This is a genomic window from Actinoplanes sp. NPDC051411, assembly GCF_040682075.1.
Taxonomy (GTDB): domain Bacteria; phylum Actinomycetota; class Actinomycetes; order Mycobacteriales; family Micromonosporaceae; genus Actinoplanes.
Map to the genome: position 1 here is coordinate 11,592 of NZ_JBFBAD010000079.1, position 18,055 is coordinate 29,646.

At 71.8% G+C, this 18,055-nt stretch carries 15 protein-coding genes; 10 read left to right on the top strand and 5 right to left on the bottom strand.

The window, feature by feature from the left end:
• The first annotated feature begins 40 nt into the window (after positions 1-40).
• From AB0M88_RS34680 to AB0M88_RS34700, 5 genes are read left to right on the top strand one after another with little or no spacing between them, the layout of a single operon-like run.
• Positions 41-1,693: a serine protease gene (locus AB0M88_RS34680; RefSeq protein WP_364110024.1), complete on the top strand. Its 1,653-nt coding sequence runs from the start codon at positions 41-43 to the stop codon at positions 1,691-1,693.
• Positions 1,690-3,960 carry a tetratricopeptide repeat protein gene (locus AB0M88_RS34685; RefSeq protein ID WP_364110025.1) on the top strand — a complete coding sequence of 757 codons (2,271 nt, stop codon included), beginning with the start codon at positions 1,690-1,692 and terminating at the stop codon, positions 3,958-3,960. Before AB0M88_RS34680 ends, AB0M88_RS34685 begins: the two co-directional genes overlap by 4 nt.
• Positions 3,961-3,998: 38 nt before the next feature.
• The gene (locus AB0M88_RS34690) at positions 3,999-5,465 is read left to right on the top strand and encodes a vWA domain-containing protein (RefSeq protein ID WP_364110026.1); all 1,467 of its coding nucleotides are present in this window, start codon (positions 3,999-4,001) and stop codon (positions 5,463-5,465) included.
• Complete coding sequence (locus AB0M88_RS34695; protein WP_364110027.1) at positions 5,458-6,618, top strand: hypothetical protein; 1,161 nt, start codon at positions 5,458-5,460, stop codon at positions 6,616-6,618. Before AB0M88_RS34690 ends, AB0M88_RS34695 begins: the two co-directional genes overlap by 8 nt.
• A gap of 2 nt (positions 6,619-6,620) precedes the next feature.
• Positions 6,621-7,997: an ABC transporter substrate-binding protein gene (locus AB0M88_RS34700; protein ID WP_364110028.1), complete on the top strand. Its 1,377-nt coding sequence runs from the start codon at positions 6,621-6,623 to the stop codon at positions 7,995-7,997.
• A gap of 8 nt (positions 7,998-8,005) precedes the next feature.
• Here the strand turns inward: AB0M88_RS34700 and AB0M88_RS34705 are convergent, their stop codons facing one another.
• Both AB0M88_RS34705 and AB0M88_RS34710 read right to left on the bottom strand, forming a co-directional pair.
• Entirely contained in the window at positions 8,006-8,320 is a 315-nt protein-coding gene (locus AB0M88_RS34705; protein WP_364110030.1) for a CU044_2847 family protein, read from the bottom strand.
• Between the two features lie 169 nt (positions 8,321-8,489).
• Positions 8,490-9,260 carry a lipase gene (locus AB0M88_RS34710; protein ID WP_364110031.1) on the bottom strand — a complete coding sequence of 257 codons (771 nt, stop codon included), beginning with the start codon at positions 9,258-9,260 and terminating at the stop codon, positions 8,490-8,492.
• 59 nt (positions 9,261-9,319) lie between these two features.
• Here AB0M88_RS34710 and AB0M88_RS34715 point away from each other — a divergent pair, with 59 nt between their 5' ends.
• A complete protein-coding gene (locus AB0M88_RS34715) occupies positions 9,320-9,517 on the top strand; it encodes a hypothetical protein (RefSeq protein ID WP_364110032.1) in 198 nt (65 codons plus the stop codon).
• 3 nt (positions 9,518-9,520) lie between these two features.
• Here AB0M88_RS34715 and AB0M88_RS34720 read toward each other — a convergent pair whose 3' ends face one another.
• From AB0M88_RS34720 to AB0M88_RS34730, 3 genes are all read right to left on the bottom strand, one after another.
• On the bottom strand, positions 9,521-9,757 hold the full coding sequence (locus AB0M88_RS34720; RefSeq protein WP_364110033.1) for a hypothetical protein: 237 nt from the start codon (positions 9,755-9,757) through the stop codon (positions 9,521-9,523).
• Between the two features lie 138 nt (positions 9,758-9,895).
• Positions 9,896-11,143 (bottom strand): hypothetical protein, encoded by a 1,248-nt coding sequence (locus tag AB0M88_RS34725; RefSeq protein WP_364110034.1) that lies wholly within the window; start codon positions 11,141-11,143, stop codon positions 9,896-9,898.
• A 48-nt stretch (positions 11,144-11,191) separates the two neighbouring features.
• Positions 11,192-12,505: a gluconolaconase gene (locus AB0M88_RS34730; protein ID WP_364110035.1), complete on the bottom strand. Its 1,314-nt coding sequence runs from the start codon at positions 12,503-12,505 to the stop codon at positions 11,192-11,194.
• Positions 12,506-12,523: 18 nt separating this feature from the next.
• On the opposite strand from AB0M88_RS34730, the gene AB0M88_RS34735 reads away from it, so the two are divergent.
• From AB0M88_RS34735 to AB0M88_RS34750, 4 genes are all read left to right on the top strand, one after another.
• Positions 12,524-12,853: a PASTA domain-containing protein gene (locus AB0M88_RS34735; RefSeq protein WP_364110036.1), complete on the top strand. Its 330-nt coding sequence runs from the start codon at positions 12,524-12,526 to the stop codon at positions 12,851-12,853.
• Positions 12,854-12,942: 89 nt separating this feature from the next.
• Complete coding sequence (locus AB0M88_RS34740; RefSeq protein WP_364110037.1) at positions 12,943-13,848, top strand: ABC transporter ATP-binding protein; 906 nt, start codon at positions 12,943-12,945, stop codon at positions 13,846-13,848.
• Positions 13,845-15,197 (top strand): ABC transporter permease, encoded by a 1,353-nt coding sequence (locus tag AB0M88_RS34745; protein WP_364110038.1) that lies wholly within the window; start codon positions 13,845-13,847, stop codon positions 15,195-15,197. Before AB0M88_RS34740 ends, AB0M88_RS34745 begins: the two co-directional genes overlap by 4 nt.
• A gap of 4 nt (positions 15,198-15,201) precedes the next feature.
• Complete coding sequence (locus AB0M88_RS34750) at positions 15,202-17,925, top strand: alkaline phosphatase family protein (RefSeq protein ID WP_364110039.1); 2,724 nt, start codon at positions 15,202-15,204, stop codon at positions 17,923-17,925.
• Positions 17,926-18,055 lie beyond the last annotated feature (130 nt).

Sequence of the window (18,055 nt, forward strand, 5' to 3'; positions counted from 1 at the left end):
CGGGGTAGCGGGGGTTCGAGGGCAAGACTAGGGTTGCGGCGTGTCCGATGAGGCTTACACGCAGTGGCGTGTGTGCATTCGGGACGAGCGGGGGTCGGCCGTCGGAGGCGGTGTGGTGCTCGGGGACAGGCACGTCCTGACCTGCGCCCATGTGGTCACGGCGGCGGTGGGTGGTCCGTCGGCCGCGGTGCCGGTGGATTTCGTGGCGCGGCCCGGTCTCGCCCCGCAACGTGCGCGGGTCGTGCGCGACGGCTGGTTCCCGCCGCTCGCCGACGAGAGCGGTGACCTCGCGCTGCTGGAGTTGGCCGAGCCCGTGCCGCACGGCACCGGCCGGCTGCTGCGACGGGTGTCGCTCGGTGCGCGCCACCAGGTGCGGGTGTGCGGGTTCCCCGGCGAGGCGCCGACCGGGCTGTGGGTGCGCGCGTGGATGGAAGGCGAGTGTGGACCCGGCGAGGAGTGGATCCAGCTGACCGCCACCGGAGGCGGCCCGCAGGTGCAGGAGGGATTCAGCGGCACACCGGTGTTCCACGACGCGAGCGGTTCGGTGGTCGGCGTCGTGGTCACCCGGCCGGCCCGGGCCGATTCGACGGTGTCCTACATCGTGCCGGTGGAGACGATCCTGTCCTACCTGCCCCGCACCCGGGACTGGGTGAGCGGCGACTCGGGCGTCGACGGCAGCTTCCGGGCCCTGGCCGACGCGTCGCGGGCCGATCAGGCCATGGTGGACAGACTGACCCGGTTCTTCGGCCACGGCGCCGCGGGCGGGGTGATGATCCTGGTCGCCGAGCCGGGCTCGCCGACGCTGGACACGCTGCGCGACGTCGTCGCCCGCTCCAGCCGCGAGCGCCGTCCGGTCGACAGCCGTCCCTCCGGGCACGACTCCTCCGCCCGGCCGGATCCGCTGCTGGGCAGCATCGACCTGGCGCTGGACGTGTCCGGCAAGACCGCCGCCGAGGTCTCCGGCCGCATCTCGACGTGGATGAACACCGGCGGGGCCCCGACCGAGAGGTTGATGGACAGCCTCGCCGGGCGGCCGCCCCCGATGAACGTGGTGCTCGACGGCATCGACGCCGCCGCCGAGCCGCACCAGCTCGTCGACGAGGTGGTCGGGCCGCTGACGGCCCAGGCGGCCGAGCAGGACCGCCGGCTGCTGCTGACGTTCCGCGACAGTGCCTCGCCCAGCCTCTACCGCGCCGCGCTACGCCTGCTCGCGGCCCGGATCGACCAGGTCCGCGACGCCGAGCGCGAGGCCCGGGAACGCCACGAATTCGTCGCGGCGCGGGTCGCGCCGGTGCCGGAGCCGGCGTTGCGGAGCCCGTCGCTGCGGTTGCGGCTCACCGCTCTGCGCGCGGCCGCCGACCGGCCGGGGAAGACCCCGCTGCTGCCGGCGCTGGAGTCGTGCCAGCGCGACGCGGACCGGGCGTTGGACGACGCGTTGCGCGTGCGGCACCGCCTCGACGAGAGCCTCGATGCCCGGGACCGGCTCCGGGACCGGCTCGACGGCTACCGGGCACGCTGCATCGATCACGGGCTGACGGAGGACACCGACTTGGCCGAAATCTACGGGCAGGCGCGTGAGCTGCTCTGGAGTGGACAATGTGACCTGTCCCGCGGCGCGGAGCTGCTCGACAGCTACGCCACGCTGATCCGGGCCCGTCTCAGCGACCGCACGAACGGGTCGGCGCGGCGATGAGCGAGAAGTGCAACCGGCCGGGCTGTGACGGCACAGTGGACAGCACCGGCTTCTGCCAGATCTGTTTCCGCCGCCCGCTGCCACCGGGCACGACCCCGCCGGTCCCGCGCGCCCGCCCCACCGGCGGCCCGGTCGGCGGCGGGGTTCCCGGGTCCGTCCCGTCGACGCCGGCCCGCACGGCGTGGCTGGTGCCGGAACTGGTGTCGGTGCCGGTGCCGGAGCCGCCCGACCCGAGCGAGCACGTGCTCGCCGACCCGCAGGTGCCGGAGCCGAGCCGGGTCTGCGCCAACTGCCACAGCACCGTCGGCCGGTCGTACGCCGGGCGCCCGGCGGTGCTCGAGGGCACCTGTCCGTACTGCGAAACCCCGTTCTCGTTCGTGCCGAAGCTGCGGGCCGGCCAGCTGGTGGCCGACCAGTACGAGGTGGTCGGCTGCGTGGCGCGGGGCGGGCTCGGCTGGGTCTACCTGGCCAAGGACACCCACCTGGACGACAACTACGTCGCGTTGAAGGGCCTGATCACCAACGACGAGGTGGCGCTGCGGCTGGCGGTGGCCGAGCGGCGGTTCCTCACCTCGATCGACCACCCCAACATCGTGCGGATCTTCAATTCGGTCACTCATCGCGACCCGGAGACCGGCGGCGAGACCGGCTACATCGTGATGGAGTTTCTGACCGGGCAGTCGTTGCAGGAGATCCGCGCGGCGGCGGTGCTCGGCGACGCGCCGCTGCCGCTGGAGCACGTGCTGGCGTTCGGCCACGAGATCCTGGCCGCCCTGGAGTACCTGCACGATCGCGGAATGCTCTACTGCGACATGAAGCCGGCCAACGTCATCCGCTGCCCCGACCGCGTCAAGGTGATCGATATCGGCGGCGTCCGGCGCATCGATGACACCGACTCCCCGCGCGTCGTCACGCCCGGCTACATCGGCAAGACCGAGGTCGAGCAGCGTGGCCTGACGGTGCGCTCCGACATCCACACCGTCGGGCGCACCCTGGAGGAGATGCTCGCGGTCAGCCAGCCGGCGGACGCCGGCGACCCGGCCGCCGCCGACGTCGGCTTCGCGGTCGAGTCCATCCGCAAACTGATCAACCGCGCGATCGCGCCCTATGACGACCGTTTCGCCACCGCCGCCGAGATGAACCGCCAGCTCAAGGGTGTCCTGCGGGAGTTGCTGTCGCTGCGCACCGGCCGCGGTCACCCCGAGCCGTCGCAGGTGTTCGCGCCGACGCCGGTGCTGCTCGACGACGGGCTCGGCGCGATACCCGGCCTCCGGTTGTGGACGCGCCGGCCGGCCGGCCCGCTCGACATCGGCCGTCCCACGCCCTCCACCGTGGTCGTCTCCCTGCCCGAACCGCTGCTCGACCCGTCCGATCCCGGGATCGACCTGCTGGCGACCGTGAACGCGAACAACCCCCAGGATCTGATCGACAAGCTCTCGGCCGTGGAAGCCGACTCGGTGGAGATCCAATTCGCACTCTGCCGCGCCCACCTCGCCGTCGCGGCGCGGGAGCGGCCACCCTCGCCCGTCACCTACGAACGGGCTGCGCGGCACCTCGACGCGGCCGTCGCCGCGCTGGAAGACCGGGCGCCGCACGACTGGCGGGTCGACTGGCACCAGGGCCTGTCCGCGCTGGCCCGCGACGATGTGCCGGCCGCCCGGGAAGCATTCGGCGCGGTGAGCGGCGCCTGCCCGGGCGAGATCGCGCCGAAGCTGGCCCTGGGCTACTGCGCCGAGCAACTGAAGAATCCGGACGATGCCGGCCGCTACTACCGGGCGATCTGGCGGCGCGACCGCAGCGAGGGCGGCGCCGCCTTCGGGCTGGCCCGCATCGCCCTGGTCAACGGCGACCGGGCGACGGCGGTGGCGATCCTCGACGAGATACCGAGGGTGTCCCGGCACTACGAACCGGCCCGGATCGCCGCCGTGCGCATCCTCAGCGGCCGGCTGCCGGACAGCAGCCCCTCGGCGGCCGATCTGGCGGAGGCGGCCCGCCGGCTCGCCGAGCTGCGCCTGGACGGTGGCGCGGCGACCGGCGAATCCCGGGAACGGCTGACCGCGATCGTGGCGGCCGCCGAGTTGGAACACGCATGCGAGCATGACCACAAAGGACCGTCCGGGTCCTCGGAAGCCGGACTGTCCGAGGCCGAACTGCGCGCCCGGCTGGAGCGATCGCTACGGGCGCTGGCCGCGCAGGCCCGCACCCGCGACGACCACGGCATCCTGGTCGATCTGGCCAACGGGGCGCGAAGCCGGAGCCTGTGGTGACGGCACCGCCGGGCGGCGCCCGCCGGGAAGGGGAGGACGTGGAGACGGAGCCGGGCGTCGACTTCGAGATGCAGATCAGCCAGAACAAATACCGGTCACCGACCGACACCGGCATGGCCGCCGTGCTGACCGTGACCTCCCGCGGCCCGCACACCGAGGCACCCGCCACCGCACCGGTCGGCGCCGCGGTGGCGATCCTGGTGGACTGCTCGGGTTCGATGGCCAACCCACCGCTGAAGATGAGCGCCGCCCAGAAGGCCACCACGGCGGCGATCGACGCGGTCCGCGACGGCACCCGCTTCGCGATCGTCGCCGGCACGCACACCGCCCGGGTGGTCTACCCGCTCACCACGGAGATGGCCGTGGCCGGCCCGCAGACCCGGCACGAGGCCGCCCGTGCCGTCCATCACCTGTTCGCCGGTGGCGGCACCGCGATGGGCACCTGGCTCGCCCTCGCCGACACGCTGCTGGAACAGCATCCCGGGCTGGTCCGGCACGCGATCCTGCTCACCGACGGCTTCAACGAGCACGAGACCGCCGCCGATCTCGATCAGGTGCTGGCCGCCTGCCAGGGCCACTTCGTGTGCGACGCCCGGGGCATCGGCGAGGACTGGGACCACCACCAGCTGCTGCGGATCACCCAGGTACTGCGCGGCAACGCCGAGGCGATCGGCCATCCCGGCGATCTGGTCGCCGACTTCCAGGCGGTGATCGACCGTACGATGCACCGCCGCGTGCCCGCCCTGCGGGTCCGGGTCCGGACCACACCCGGCGTCCGGGTCCGCGCGCTGCGGCAGGAGACGCCGACGCTGATGGACCTGACCGAACACGGCCGCACCGTCGACGAGCGGACCACCGAGTTCGACACCGGTTCCTGGGCCGGCGACGAGGACCGCGAGTTCCTGCTCGACCTGGCCATCACCTTCCGCGCCGACGGTGCCCCGGCCGACCTCGACGAGGACCTGCTGGCCGCCCGGGTCGACCTGGTGGTCGACGGAACCCCGCGCGGCGACCCCCAGCCGGTGGTCGTGCACTGGACCGACGACGTGGTCGCCTCGACCCGCATCGACGCCGGCGTCGCCCGGGCCACCGGACAGGAGGCCCTCAGCGCGGCGATCGCGGACGGCTGCGACGCACTGCTGGACGGCGATCTCGCGGCCGCCACCGGCTACTTCCAGTCCGCGCACGACATGGCGCACACGCTGGGCGCCACCGAGATCCTGCACCGGCTCGGCGGCCTGGTGGACATCGACGGAGACGGCCGGGTCCGGGTTCGCGGCGACTGGAACCGGAGCGCCCTGTTGCGGGTGGCGGTCAGCTCCGTCATGTTCCCCGGTGACGAGAGCCGGGAGGGGGCCGGGGCCCCGGTGCGGTCCAGGGTCGTCACCGGGCCCGACCTGCGCTGCCCCCGGTGCGAACGGCTCTGGCCGCCGGGCACCCCCGCCTGCGAGGCCTGCCGGCGGGCGCTGGTTCCGGTGACCGGCCCGGAAGGCACCGATGACTAGCCCATCCGTGCCGACTCCGGCAACGACGAGCACCACCCGGCGCACCCTCTGGCGACTGCTTGCGGCGCTGCTCGGGCTCACGGTCGCGGTGCTGGCCGCCTCGGTGTCGGTGATGGCCGGCACGAGCCGCACCGCGGAGACGGTACGCAGCCGCAGCGCCCCGTCCATCCTGGAGCTGGCCGGCGTCCGCACCGCGATGATCCGCGCCGACGCGGCCGCCATCGACAGCTTCCGCACCGGCCGGGCCCGGCTGGCCGGCCCCGGCGACGACTACCAGCGCTACCTCGCCACCGCTACCCAGGGCCTGGCCCAGGCGGCCGGTGACATCGTCGCCGGCGAGACCAGCAGCCTCCGCATTCAGCTGGTCGAGGGGCAGATCGTCAGCTACACCGGTCTCGTCGGGCAGGCCGACGCGCACTACCGGCAGGACAGCCACGACAGCCTCGCCACCGACTACCTGTGGTACGCCTCGCTGATGCTGCACGACGACGGCGGCATCCTGGACCAGATCGACGGCCTGACCGCCGACGAGTCGTCGGCGCTAGCCGGCCGGCTGTCCTCGGGCTGGCTCAGCCCGGCCGCGACGCTGCTGTGGGTCGTGCCGATCCTGGCCCTGCTGGGCGCGCTGATCTACACCCAGCGGTTCCTGCGCGTCCGGTTCCGGCGGCGGCTGAACGCCTGGCTGCTGGTGGGCACGGTGCTGCTCGTGGCCCTGGCCGGGGGCACCTCGTTGGCCCTGGTGTCCAAGTCCCGGCTCGCGCAGACCCGCACCGCGCTGACCGGCGCCGAGCAGCTGGCGAAGGAGCAGGCGGCCGGCGTCGACGCCCAGGGCCAGGGCACTCTCGCCCAGATGCTGCGCGACCTGTGCCCGGCCCGGGACGGGCAGCCCCAGTGCGGCGGGACCGTCCAGCAGTTCCTGTCCACCCACCTCGCTCCTCCCCCGCCGAGCGCCGGCCGGCCCGCGGCCGCCCCGGGGCTGGACGAGGACAACAAGGTCGCCCAGGGCAGCCGCACGGTCAACCGGGAGGCCGAAGCCGCCTCCGGCGCGGCCTCGTACACCCTGGTCGGGCTCGTGCTCGCCGTGCTGCTCGGCACGACCGTCTGGCTCGGGCTGCGGCCCCGGATCGAGGAATACCGGTTCCGGTCACGATGAAGATGTCGACGAGAACGACGGCCGCGCTGATGACGGCGGCGCTCCTGATCGCACCGGCCCTGGCCGGCTGCACCGGCCCCGCCGCCGACGGCGCGGTGACCGTGCTGGCCACCTGGACCGGCGACGAGGAAACCTACTTCCGCAGGGTCCTGGACCGGTTTCACGAGACCACCGGGATCGACGTCACCTACCAGGGCACCCGCGCCGCCCGCGAGGTGCTGCTCTCCGAGGTGCAGAAGGGCACCCCGCCGGACATCGCCGTGCTGCCGTCCCCGACCGAGATGGCGACCTATCGCAGCCGGGGCCTGCTGCGCCCGCTCGGCCCGCCGGCCGGGTCGACCGCGGCCCCGCACTGGCGCGGCCTGGAGATGCTCGGCGCCCAACAGCGCTACGTCGTCCCGATCAAGGCCGACCTCAAGGGCCTGATCTGGTTCAATCCGGCCGCCTCGCCCGAGATCGCCGCCTCGCCGCCCGCCACCTGGGGCGCGCTGAGCGACCTGAGCCGGCGATATGCCACGGCCGGCCGCACGCCGTGGTGCATGGGCGCCGCCGCCAGCTCGGACGCCGGCTGGCCCGGCACCGACTGGATCGAGGACATCCTGCTGCACCGCTCGGGCGCCTCCACCTACCGTGACTGGGCCGCCGGTCGCCTGGCCTGGAACAGCCCCCAGGTGCGCCAGGCCTGGACGGCCTGGGGCAAACTGGTCGGCGCGCCCGGCATGGTCCGCGGCGGCGGCAACGCCGCGCTGCTGACCGACTTCACCGACGCCGACCGGCCGATGTTCACGGCCACGCCCGGCTGCCTGCTGCACCACCAGGCCTCGTTCCAGATCGGCATCCACCGCGACTATGCGAAAACCATGCCGGACGCCGCCCGGGCGAACTTCTTCGACTTCCCCCCGTTCGCGACGGCCGACGGCGGCCGGCCCGACGCCGTCGGGCAGGTCCGCGAGGTCTCGGCCGACCTGGCCGGCCTGTTCACCGACTCGCCCGCGGCCCGCGAACTCATCGACTTCCTGGCCACCGACGAGGCGCAGCGGATCTGGCCGGAATCCTCCGGCGGCACCGTCTTCTCGGTCAACCAGAACCTGCCGGTGGGCAGCTACGACGCGACCGGCACCCGCATCGCCCGCGAGCTGACCCAGTCGTCCGCCGCGTTGTGCTTCGACGCCTCCGACCTCATGCCGTCGAGCATGGCGAGCGAGTTCGAGCGGGCGGTGCTGGAGTTCCTGCACCTCAGCAACGCCCAACAGACCCAGGCCGACCCCGGCGCCGGCAAACCGGATCCACTCGGCGACCTGCTGGACGACCTGGACCGCGTCCGGCAGGGCCTCCGCGCCGACGGGACGACCTGGCTGGACCTGCCGTGCGGTAGTTGAGACCGGCGTCAGTCCTTGCCCGAGGCCCATTTGAGGGTCACCTTGAAGGTCGCCTCACCGCTCGACTCGGCGATGACGAACCCGGTCTTGGCGGTCAGCTTCAAACCGAGCTCCACATCGATCGAGTCGGGCGGGTCGGGCACGTCACGAGCCCGCTGGATGACCTGCTGCCCCATCCGGACGACCCGGGCGACGGCATCGTCGAGCCGCTCGGTCGCCCGGCCGATCACGTCGCCGGCACTGGCGCGAACCAGCCCCTCCGGGCTGATCTCCACCTTGATCGTATCGGTGCCGTCGATCGGAAGCACGACATAAGCGGACACCTTGACTCCTCACGGACGCACGAATCGTTCCCCACCAACCTCTCATTGCTGGCGGCCCGCAGGAAGCGGAGGACGGCGGCGCGGTGGCGCGTCCGGACGGTCCACCGTCGAGCTCCAGGCCCTCGGTGCGAGCCCTGCCGGCCTTCCGGCCGACCGCGAGATCCTGCTGTTAGGCGGGGCAGGCCCGGGGCGCGGTGAGGGGGTCGGTGCCCAGCGCCTTGATGACCAGCGCGGTGATCTGCGGGTTGGTGGGCAGGTCGCTGTGGGAGACCTGGGCCGACGGGCAGATGCTCTGCAGCGGCAGGTTGACCGCGCCGTCCTGGCGGGCCGAGTCGGGCGGCTGGACCGTCTCGTCGTCGGTGGTCCAGATCGAGAGCCACGGCAGCCCCGTGGGCAGCGGCTTGTCGATGCTGTCGAGGATGTCGCTGCCGGGGGCAAGCTCGCGGCAGGCCTGCGGGCACGCGTCGGGGGCCAGGGCGGCGCCCACGCCGGCGATCTTCGCACCGTGCAGCGGCGAGCCCAGCGTCACGATGCGGCGGGCCGACTCGGCGCCGTGGTCGCGGTCGACCCAGAGGCGGGTGACGACACCTCCCGCCGAGTAGCCGATCACGTCGACCGAGGGTGAGCCGTCGCGCCGGGCCGCGCGTACGGCTGAATTCAGGGTTTCGACCTGCGCAAGCAGGTCGCCGGTGCCGTCACCCGGCAGGCTCAGCACCTGGGCGGTGCGACCGGCGGCGGTCAGGTTCTCGGCCAGGCGGTTCAACGCCGTGCTGCTGCCGCCGTAACCCGGCACCAGCAGCACGGTGCCCGGCCGCGCCTGGTCGGGCCGGGGGCCGCCGTCGTCGGCGCGGTTGGCGAAAAGGCGGATGCCGAGGACGATGATCAGGATCAGTGCGGTCGCGGCGGCGCCGAGAAGCAGGAACCTCCGGCGCGGCGACACCACTCCATCATGCTCTTGAGCGATCGGGGAGTTGGAACGTGGAGGAAAACGTCGTTTCCGTGGCTACCGTGGGCAGCCGCATCGAGGCCGAGATCGCCGTCGGGTTGCTGCGCAGCCACGGCCTGCGCGCGGGTGTGACCGCCGACGACGCGGGCGCGCAGGAACCGCAGCTGCAGTTGCAGGGCGTGCACGTGCTGGTCTACCGGGAGGACGAGGTGGAGGCCCGCCGCATCCTCGCCGCGGCCACCGCCGGTTAGGGCCTACGCCCGGCGGTCGGCTTCGAGGTCGTCCTCGCCGATCGCCACGCCGGCGCCGTCGCGGATGACGTGGGACAGGTCGGCCGGGGCGCCGGACTGGGCGGCGTCGGCTTCGACGTCGGACGCGCCGATCAGCGGCCACGGGTCCTCGGGTTCGCCGGCCGCGACCTGGGCGCGCGTGGCCTTGGCGACGAGCCGCATCGCGAGCGGCAGGGCGAGTGGAGACTGGATGTAGGTCATGACGGCCGCCTTTCCCGAGTCCGAGACTCCGAGATTACGCTTCCGACATTCCCGATTTATACGATTTGCGGGAGAGGGGTCGGCGACTAGGGGGCCAGCGACCAGGGGGCCGGCCGCCGGTCAGGGGCCGGCCGCCGGTCAGCGCCGGTAGACCGGGCGGCGATTGCCCCCATGGCTGGAACAGGAGCCCGAGCGGCCACCGGACATGCTGACCATGCCGTCGCTGCACTGCTCCATGTAGCCCTTGCCGTCCCAGAACGCCCCGATACAGCTGAAGTAGGAGCACGTGTCGGAATTCGGGGAGGTGATGTGGGAGCCGCCGCAGAAGTTGTAACCGAAGGGATTCCGGGGCGCGCCGCACAGGTCGACCGGCTTCGGCTTGGCCGGCGGCTTGGTGGTCGGCTTCGGTTTCGGCTTGGTCTTTGAGGCGGTAGGCCGAGGTGCCGCAGTGGTCGCTCGCGCCGCCGCACTGGTCGGCGGCACAGCTGTAGTCGGCAGCACCGCACTGGTCGGCGGCACCGAACTGGTCGGCACCGAACTGGTCGGCACGGCACTGGTCGGCACGACACTGGTCGGCACCGCACTCGCCGCCGGCGCCGCGTCACCCGCCGCCGGCGCCGCCACCCCGGTCGCCGTCGAGCCGATCTTGGCGGCGTCGTGCGGGTCGGCCTTGGGCGGCGCGGAGGGCAGGAACAGGCCCACGACACACAGCAGAAGGACCAGCGCCAGCGCTCCCACCAGCGACGTCCGCAACGGCGACCACCAGGCCAGCGCCGGGGCCTGCGCCGGGTCGGCCGGCACCGGCGGAATCGGGCGCTGCTGCTGATGCCACGCGATGAGCTGGTCGATCTGCGCCACCAGCCCCGGCCGGTCACCGAAGGCGTCGGCCACCGCGAGCCGCAGGTTGAAGCGGAACCCTTTCGCCGCCGCGCTCGGAATCACGACGCCCGACGGCGCCTCGCCACCGGTCCGCAGCAGAGTGACCGGCGCCCGGGCGTCGTCCATCAACCCGGTCAGCGCCTCATAGCGCCATTCCCGCGTATATCCCGGTCCGAAGAACAGCAGGCGCCGGCTCGTCACCACCGCCGTACCCTCGCCGCCGGCCGGAAATCCGGCCGGCACCGGGCCGGTCGGCGCCGAAGGCGGGGTGAAAGGCGCACCGAGCGGGGGAATCGCGCCCACGCCGGGTGCCTCGACGCTGTGCGCCCCGGCGACCGTCAGATAGACCCGCTCGCCCGGATAGTCGGCCGCCGATTCGCCGTGGTACGACGCGGCCGCCGATCGCATCGAGCGCAGGTCGGCGTCCTCATGTCCCCAGGCGTCATAGGCACTCCGCCGGCGGGCGTTCTCCTTTTCCGCCCAGCGCACGCGCCATCGACCGATCATGCTCCTGATAGGACTCGCTTCGGCGGCCGGAAACAATGGGCCGACCGGTCAACCGGCGGTCACCCGATAGATGGCGCCGGCCAGGTCGTCACTGACATAGAGGGCGCCGTCGGGTCCCATGACGGCCATCACCGGGCGGCCCCAGCGGGAGCCGTCCGAGTCCTGGAAGCCGGCGAGCAGGGTCTGCTGGGGGCCCAGCGTGCCGTCGCGCCAGGCGAAGAACGAGACCTCGGGGGCGCGCGGCGGCTTGCGGTTCCAGGAGCCGTGGATGCCGACCAGGGCGCCCGGCCCGTACGCCCCGGGCAGCGTGCCGAAGCTCAGCCCGAGCGGGGCCGAATGGGCGCCCATCCCCTGCTCGACCGGGGGCAGCGAGTCGCAGTCGAGTTTGCTGCCGTCGGCGTTGGTCTGCAGGTCGCGTACGAACGGCCGGTGGGTGTAGCTCAGTGGCGAGTCGGCCGCGCCGGGCTGGAGGTCGGGGTCGGGGTTGCAGTACGGCCACCCCAGGTCGCGTCCCCGGGTGAGCCTGGCCAGCGGCTCGAGCGGGTGGTCGTTGACGTAGTTCTGCTTGACGTCGCCGTGGTCGCTCCCGTCGTACGGGTAGGCCACGTTGTCCCGGTTGTTCACGGCCGTCCACACCCCGCCGTCCGGGTCGATGGCCAGGCCGGTGCCGTTGCGCACGCCCCGCGCGTACGTCTGCGGGGTGCCGCCGCCCGGCGGCGCCTCGAGGATCGTGGCCCGCTCCGGCGTCGCGGACCGGTCCTGTGGCGAGATGTTGCCGGTCGAGCCGACCGAGACGTAGATGGTCTTGTCTTTTCCGATCGCCACGCTCTTCAGCGCGTGCGCGTAGGCCCCGCCCAGCTCGGGGCTCTTGGCGTCGGGCAGTCCGGAGATGACGACCTTTCTGCCGGAGACGGCACCGGCCGCGTAGGCGAAGGTGTCCACCTGATCACTCTCGGCCACATAGAGCGTGTTGCCGTCGAAGGCGAGCCCGTGCGGCTGGTCGAGCCCGCTGACCAGCGTCGACTGCTCACCCGCGGCGGTCAGCGCGACCACGTCGCCGGCCGACGGCCGCGACACCAGCAGGCGGTTGTCGGGGGTCCAGGCCAGCAGGCGCGCACCGGGCACCCGCGCCCAGACCGTCACTTTCCAGCCCGGCGGGGCCGAGAGTTGCCTCTTCTTGTTGAACGGGGAGGAGCCGTCCGCCGCCTGCACCGTGGTGAGGGCCAGCCCCGGCACCGCGGCCAGCGACGGGCCGACCGAGGGCGGCACGGTCGCCCGTGGCGCACCGGCCGACGAGTCGGAACACGCGGCCAGCGTAAAAACCAGGCCGCCGGCCAGCAATGCCCGCGTCAAGCCTCCCATCTCTGAGACTCTAGCCAGGTGAAGGCCGCTTTCGCGCTCGCCCTGACCCTGGCGCTCGCCGGCTGTGACGCCGGCGCGCTCGGACCGGCCGCGCCGACGACGGCGCTGCTCACCATGCCGAACGAGGTCGGGCAGAACGCCGACGTCGCTCAGGACTCGCTGAAGAAGCTCGGCTTCAGAAACGTCGATCTGGGCACGGTGGACGGCCATCACGTGGTCGTCCTCCCGCAGAACTGGACCGTGAAGGCCCAGTCGGCCAGGAGCGGCTCGAAGCTGGCCCCCGACGCGAAGATCGTGCTCGGTTGCGCCCGCATCGGCGACCGTAGATGGACTCTGCCGATTCCCTGACGCCTGGCGTTCCATCGACGTTCACCTACGCCCTGGTCCCTCTTCGTGATCTTCTCCTACGTTCGGTCGGAGTCACGAAAGAGGGCACCATGGACACACGCCTAGCCATCCGGGCTCGCCGGATCACCAAGAGCTTCGGGGAGGTCGTCGCGCTCGACGGCGTCGACCTCGACGTAGCGCAGGGTCAGATCCACGGCCTGGTCGGCCCGAACGGCGCCGGTAAGACCACCTTGCTCGGCCTGCTGCTGAGCCTGGCCGTCGCCGACGGCGGCAGCCTGGAGATCCTGGGCACGCCGGTCAGGCGGGCGCTGGCCGCGCCGGACGGGGTCGCCGGGTTCGTCGACGGTCCCGGTCTCTACCCGTCGCTGACCGCCCGGCAGAACCTGGCCGCGCTGGCCCGGTTGCGGGCCGAGAGCGGCGACAACATCGACGAGGTGCTGTCGCAGGTCGGGCTGGCCGACGTCGCCGACGAGAAGGCGAACAGCTTCTCGCTCGGCATGCGCCAGCGGCTCGGGCTCGCCGCCGCGCTGCTCACCCGGCCGCGGCTGCTCGTGCTCGACGAGCCGGCCAACGGCCTCGACCCGTCCGGGTCGCGGCATGTCCACAACGTCCTGACGAAGCTGGCCGCCGACGGCACCACGGTGATCCTGTCGAGTCACCGGATGGACGACGTCGAGGCGCTCTGTTCCGAGGTCACGATCCTCAGCCTGGGCCGGGTGGTGTTCAGCGGTCCGTTGAGCAAGCTCGCCTCGGAGAACAGCGAGCTGGAGTACCGCCTGGTCACGCCCGATCCGGCGGCCGCCCGAGCGGTCGCGGTGGAGGTTCCGGGCATCCGGGTCGGCGCCGCCGAGGTTCTGACCGTTCGCGCGCGGGTCCCCGCTCTCGACGAGCTGGTGACCCGGCTCGTGGCGGCCAAGATCGCCATCCGCGAGCTCTCCCCCGTCGTCTCACCCCTCGAAGCGGCCTTTCTGGCCCTGACTGGAGACCAGGCATGACCGAGACGCTGACCCGGCCCGAGATCAAGAAGCCGGTCTCCGTCCCCCGCGGCTACCGCTTCGAAATGGTCAAGCTGGTCTCCCAGTGGCGCATCCGCCTGCTGGTCCTGGTCTGCTGGCTTACCCCCGGGCTGTTCGTGGCCGCGGTCAGCCGGCAGAGCACCCTCCCGGTCGACACGCTGTTCGGCCGCTGGATGCACGACACCGGCTGGGCCGGCCCGCTGGTCATGCTCGGCTTCTCCGGCTCCTGGGCGCTGCCGCTGATCACCTCGGTGGTGGCCGGTGACATCTTCGCCTCCGAGGACCGTCTCGGCACCTGGCGGCACCTGCTGGTCTCGGTCCGCTCGCCCCGCCGCATCTTCGTCAGCAAGACCCTGGCCAGCCTGACCGTCCTGCTGATCCTCCTGATCGGACTGGTCGTCTCGGCCTCGGCCGGCGGTGTCCTGGCGATCGGCAACCAGCCGCTGATCGGCCTCGACGGCCACCTGCTCTCGGGCGGCGCCGCGGGTGGGCGGGTCTTCCTGGCCTGGGCCTGCGCGGTCGCCCCGACCCTGGCCCTGGCCGGCATCGGCCTGCTCGGGTCGGTGCTGCTGCGCCGCTCCCCGATGGGCCTGCTGCTGCCGGCGATCGTCGCGCTCGCGTTGCAGCTGGCCCAGATGCTGCCGCTGCCGGTCGCGGTCCGCCTGGCCCTGCCCGGTTACGCCTTCATCTCCTGGAACGGCCTGTTCACCGGCCCCGCGCAACTCAAACCGCTCCTCATCGGCGTCACGGTCAGCCTGGTGTGGGCGGTCGTCGCGACCGGGCTGGCCTACCTGCTGTTCGTGCGCCGCGACTTCACCAGCGTCAACTCCGACGGCTCCAGCAAGCGGGCGCTGCTCGGTGGCGCGCTGCCGCTGGCCGGCCTGATCGTCATCAGCGTCGCCGTGATCGCCGCGACGACCGGCGGCACCGGCTCCGGCATCGACCAGGGCAAGGTGCAGCGCTCGCTCTCGACCGCGTTCGCCCACCTCTACGTTCTCCAGACGTCCGAGCTGAACCGCCCGGACGTCGCCGAAGCTCAGCTCCAGACCTCCGCCGACTGCAACAAGGGCGGCGGCAAGCTCGACCCCGCGGGGCCGGGCAACGACTGGCGATGCGTCGTCACCTGGCACCTCCCCGGTGTCCAGGCACCCGGACAGGCCATCTACCAGGTCGATATCACCGCAGACGGACGGTACGTCGCCGACGGCGACGGACCGAAGGAAGTGAACGGCTACTTCCTGGTTCGGACCCCGGTCGGGGACCAGCCGAATCCGCTCTGGCAGTTCGACGGGAACGTCGAGCTGCTCTCCACCTCCCGGAAGGGATAGCACCATGCAGCAGGTCCGTCGGCGTATTCGAGAGAAACGCCGCCTGAAGATCCCGGTCGTCACCGCTGGCACAACAGCGCTGGTCGTGGTGGCCGGAACGAGCGCGGCCTACGGGTCGACCCACCAGTTCGGAAACGACCAGGTCGGCCAGCCCGGCAAGTACGGTCAGACGGTCTCGTCCGACCAGTACATCAACCCGATCGGCAACCGCCTGGTCATCAACAGCGGCAAGATCATGTCGTCCCAGGTCAGCCCGGACGGCACCCATCTCGCCGCCTCGGTGACCGACGGCGGGGTCGCGCTCGACATCGTGAACCTGAAGGACTACAAGGTCCAGCAGGTGATCGGCAAGAACGCAGCCGCCAATCTGCAGATCAGCGGCAACGACGTCGGCCAGGAAGGCCCGTCGTACTCGCCGGACGGCAAGCAGCTGTGGCTCGGCCGGACCGACGGCTACACCAAGTTCGACGTGAACGCGGACGGGTCGCTCGCCAACCCGGTCAACATCACGATCGCGGCCGACGGCCCGAAGCACGCGCTCAGCGCCGCGGCGGTGTTCTCGCCCGACAGCAAGACCGTGTACTCGGCGGTCAACGGGCAGAACCGGGTCGTCGCCATCGACACGGCGACCGGCACGATCACCCAGAGCTGGACGACCGGCAACGCCCCGCGCGACCTGGTCATGATCGGCTCGAAGTTGTACGTCTCCAACGAGGGTGGCCGTGCGGCCAAGCCCGGTGAGACGACGATCAACTCGTACAACACGCAGGTGCCGGCCAACCCGGTCACCGGCGCGACGACGACCGGCACGGTCAGTGTCATCGACGTTTCCCAGCCGACCGTCGCGGTCGGCACGATCAACGTCGGTCTGCACCCGACCGCGCTGTACGCCCACGGCAAGACGCTGTTCGTGGCCAACACGGCCGACAACAACGTCTCGGTCATCGACACCACCCGCAACAAGGTGGTCCAGACGATCGCGACCAAGCCGTGGCCGGAGGCGTCCGTCGGCTACGAGCCGAACGCGATCACGATGACCAAGGACGGTCACCTGCTGGTCACGCTGGGCCGGGCCAACGCGGTGGCGGTGTTCCGCTTCACCGGCGCGCTCGACCCGGTCAGCTACGTCGGCCTGCTGCCGACCGACTACTTCCCGGCCGAGATCGCGACCGTCGGCGACCAGGTGCTGGTCTCCAACACGCGGGGCATCGACGCCCGCCGCCCGACGACGGCGGCCGGGCACGGTACGCACGACACCACGTCGAGCCTGACCGAGTTCAAGCTGCCGACCGATCGCCAGATCATCGTCGACACGGGCAAGGTCTACCTGCAGAACGGCTGGACCGAGGACTCCCTCAAGAAGGCCACCGGCAACAAGGCCAAGGCGGTTCCGGTGCCTGCCCGCCTCGGCGACCCGTCGACCATCAAGCACGTGTTCCTCCTGGTCAAGGAGAACCGCACGTACGACCAGATGTTCGGCGACATGGCGCAGGGCAACGGCGACCCGGCCCTGGCCGAGTTCGGCGAGAACGTGACCCCCAACAACCACGCTCTGGCGTCGGAGTTCGGGCTCTACGACAACACGTACGACGTCGGCACCAACTCGGCCGAGGGTCACAACTGGCTGATGCAGGCCGACAACCCGGAGTACACCGAGTCGTCGGCGGGTGAATACCTGCGCAGCTACGACACCGAGGACGACGCGCTCGGCCACCAGAAGAGCGGCTTCCTCTGGACCGGCGCCCAGGCGGCCGGCAACACCGTCCGCGACTTCGGTGAGTTCCACCAGTTCCTCACCAAGCCGACCGGCTCGAGCTGGCAGAACCTGTACTGCGACTCGAAGAACATGGCGAACACCGGCGAGCCGTCGGCCTACCAGCTGGCCTCGTCGTCGCCGATCCCGTCGCTGAACAACGTGTCGGTCCCGGCCTTCCCGAAGTTCGACACCAGCGTGCCGGACCAGTACCGGTACGAGATCTGGAAGAAGGACTTCGAGAAGAACGGCCCGGCCAACCTGAACATGTTCTGGCTGTCCAGCGACCACACCGGCGGCCCGCCGAACGCGGCCGCCCAGGTCGCCGACAACGACCTCGCGGTCGGCAAGATGGTCGACGAGATCTCGCACAGCAAGTACTGGAAGGACTCCGCGATCTTCGTGGTCGAGGACGACTCCCAGGCCGGTCTCGACCACGTCGACGGCCACCGCGCGCCGATCCAGATCATCAGCCCCTACGCCCAGCGCGGCGTGGTGGACAGTCGTTACTACTCGCAGATCACCATGATCCGCACCATCGAGCAGATCCTCGGGATCCACCCGATGAACCAGAAGGACACCGCGGCCACCCCGATGACCACGGCGTTCACGGCGAAGCCGAACTACACGCCGTTCACCGCGCTGCCCAACCGGACCTCGCTCACCCTGGGTCTCTCGACGCTGCCGACGTGCGGCGCCGACACCCCGGCCCCGCAGGACCCGACGGCCGCCGCCGCCCCCAAGGCGACGGTCCCGGCCGCCGAGCAGAGCGTGGCCAAGCAGTGGGACACCTGGAAGTCGCAGCAGCGGCTGACCGGCCCCAACGCGGTGCCCGACTTCGCGCCGCCGGCCCAGATGAACCACTACACCTGGTACCAGACGCACGACTGGGCGAAGCCGTACCCCGGCGAGAACAAGATCTTCGCCCCGAACGCGGTGCCCGGCTCGTACATCCCGTCGACCGACACCGACTGACGCAAGCTGTTCACTTCCCGGCCCCCGGCTCGCGCGTCGCGCAAGCCGGGGGCTTTCCCCTGACCAGGCCCACAACGCCCTGGCCGACTGCCACGGCATCCTGGAGGCCCTGCGCCACCTCCGCCGTCGC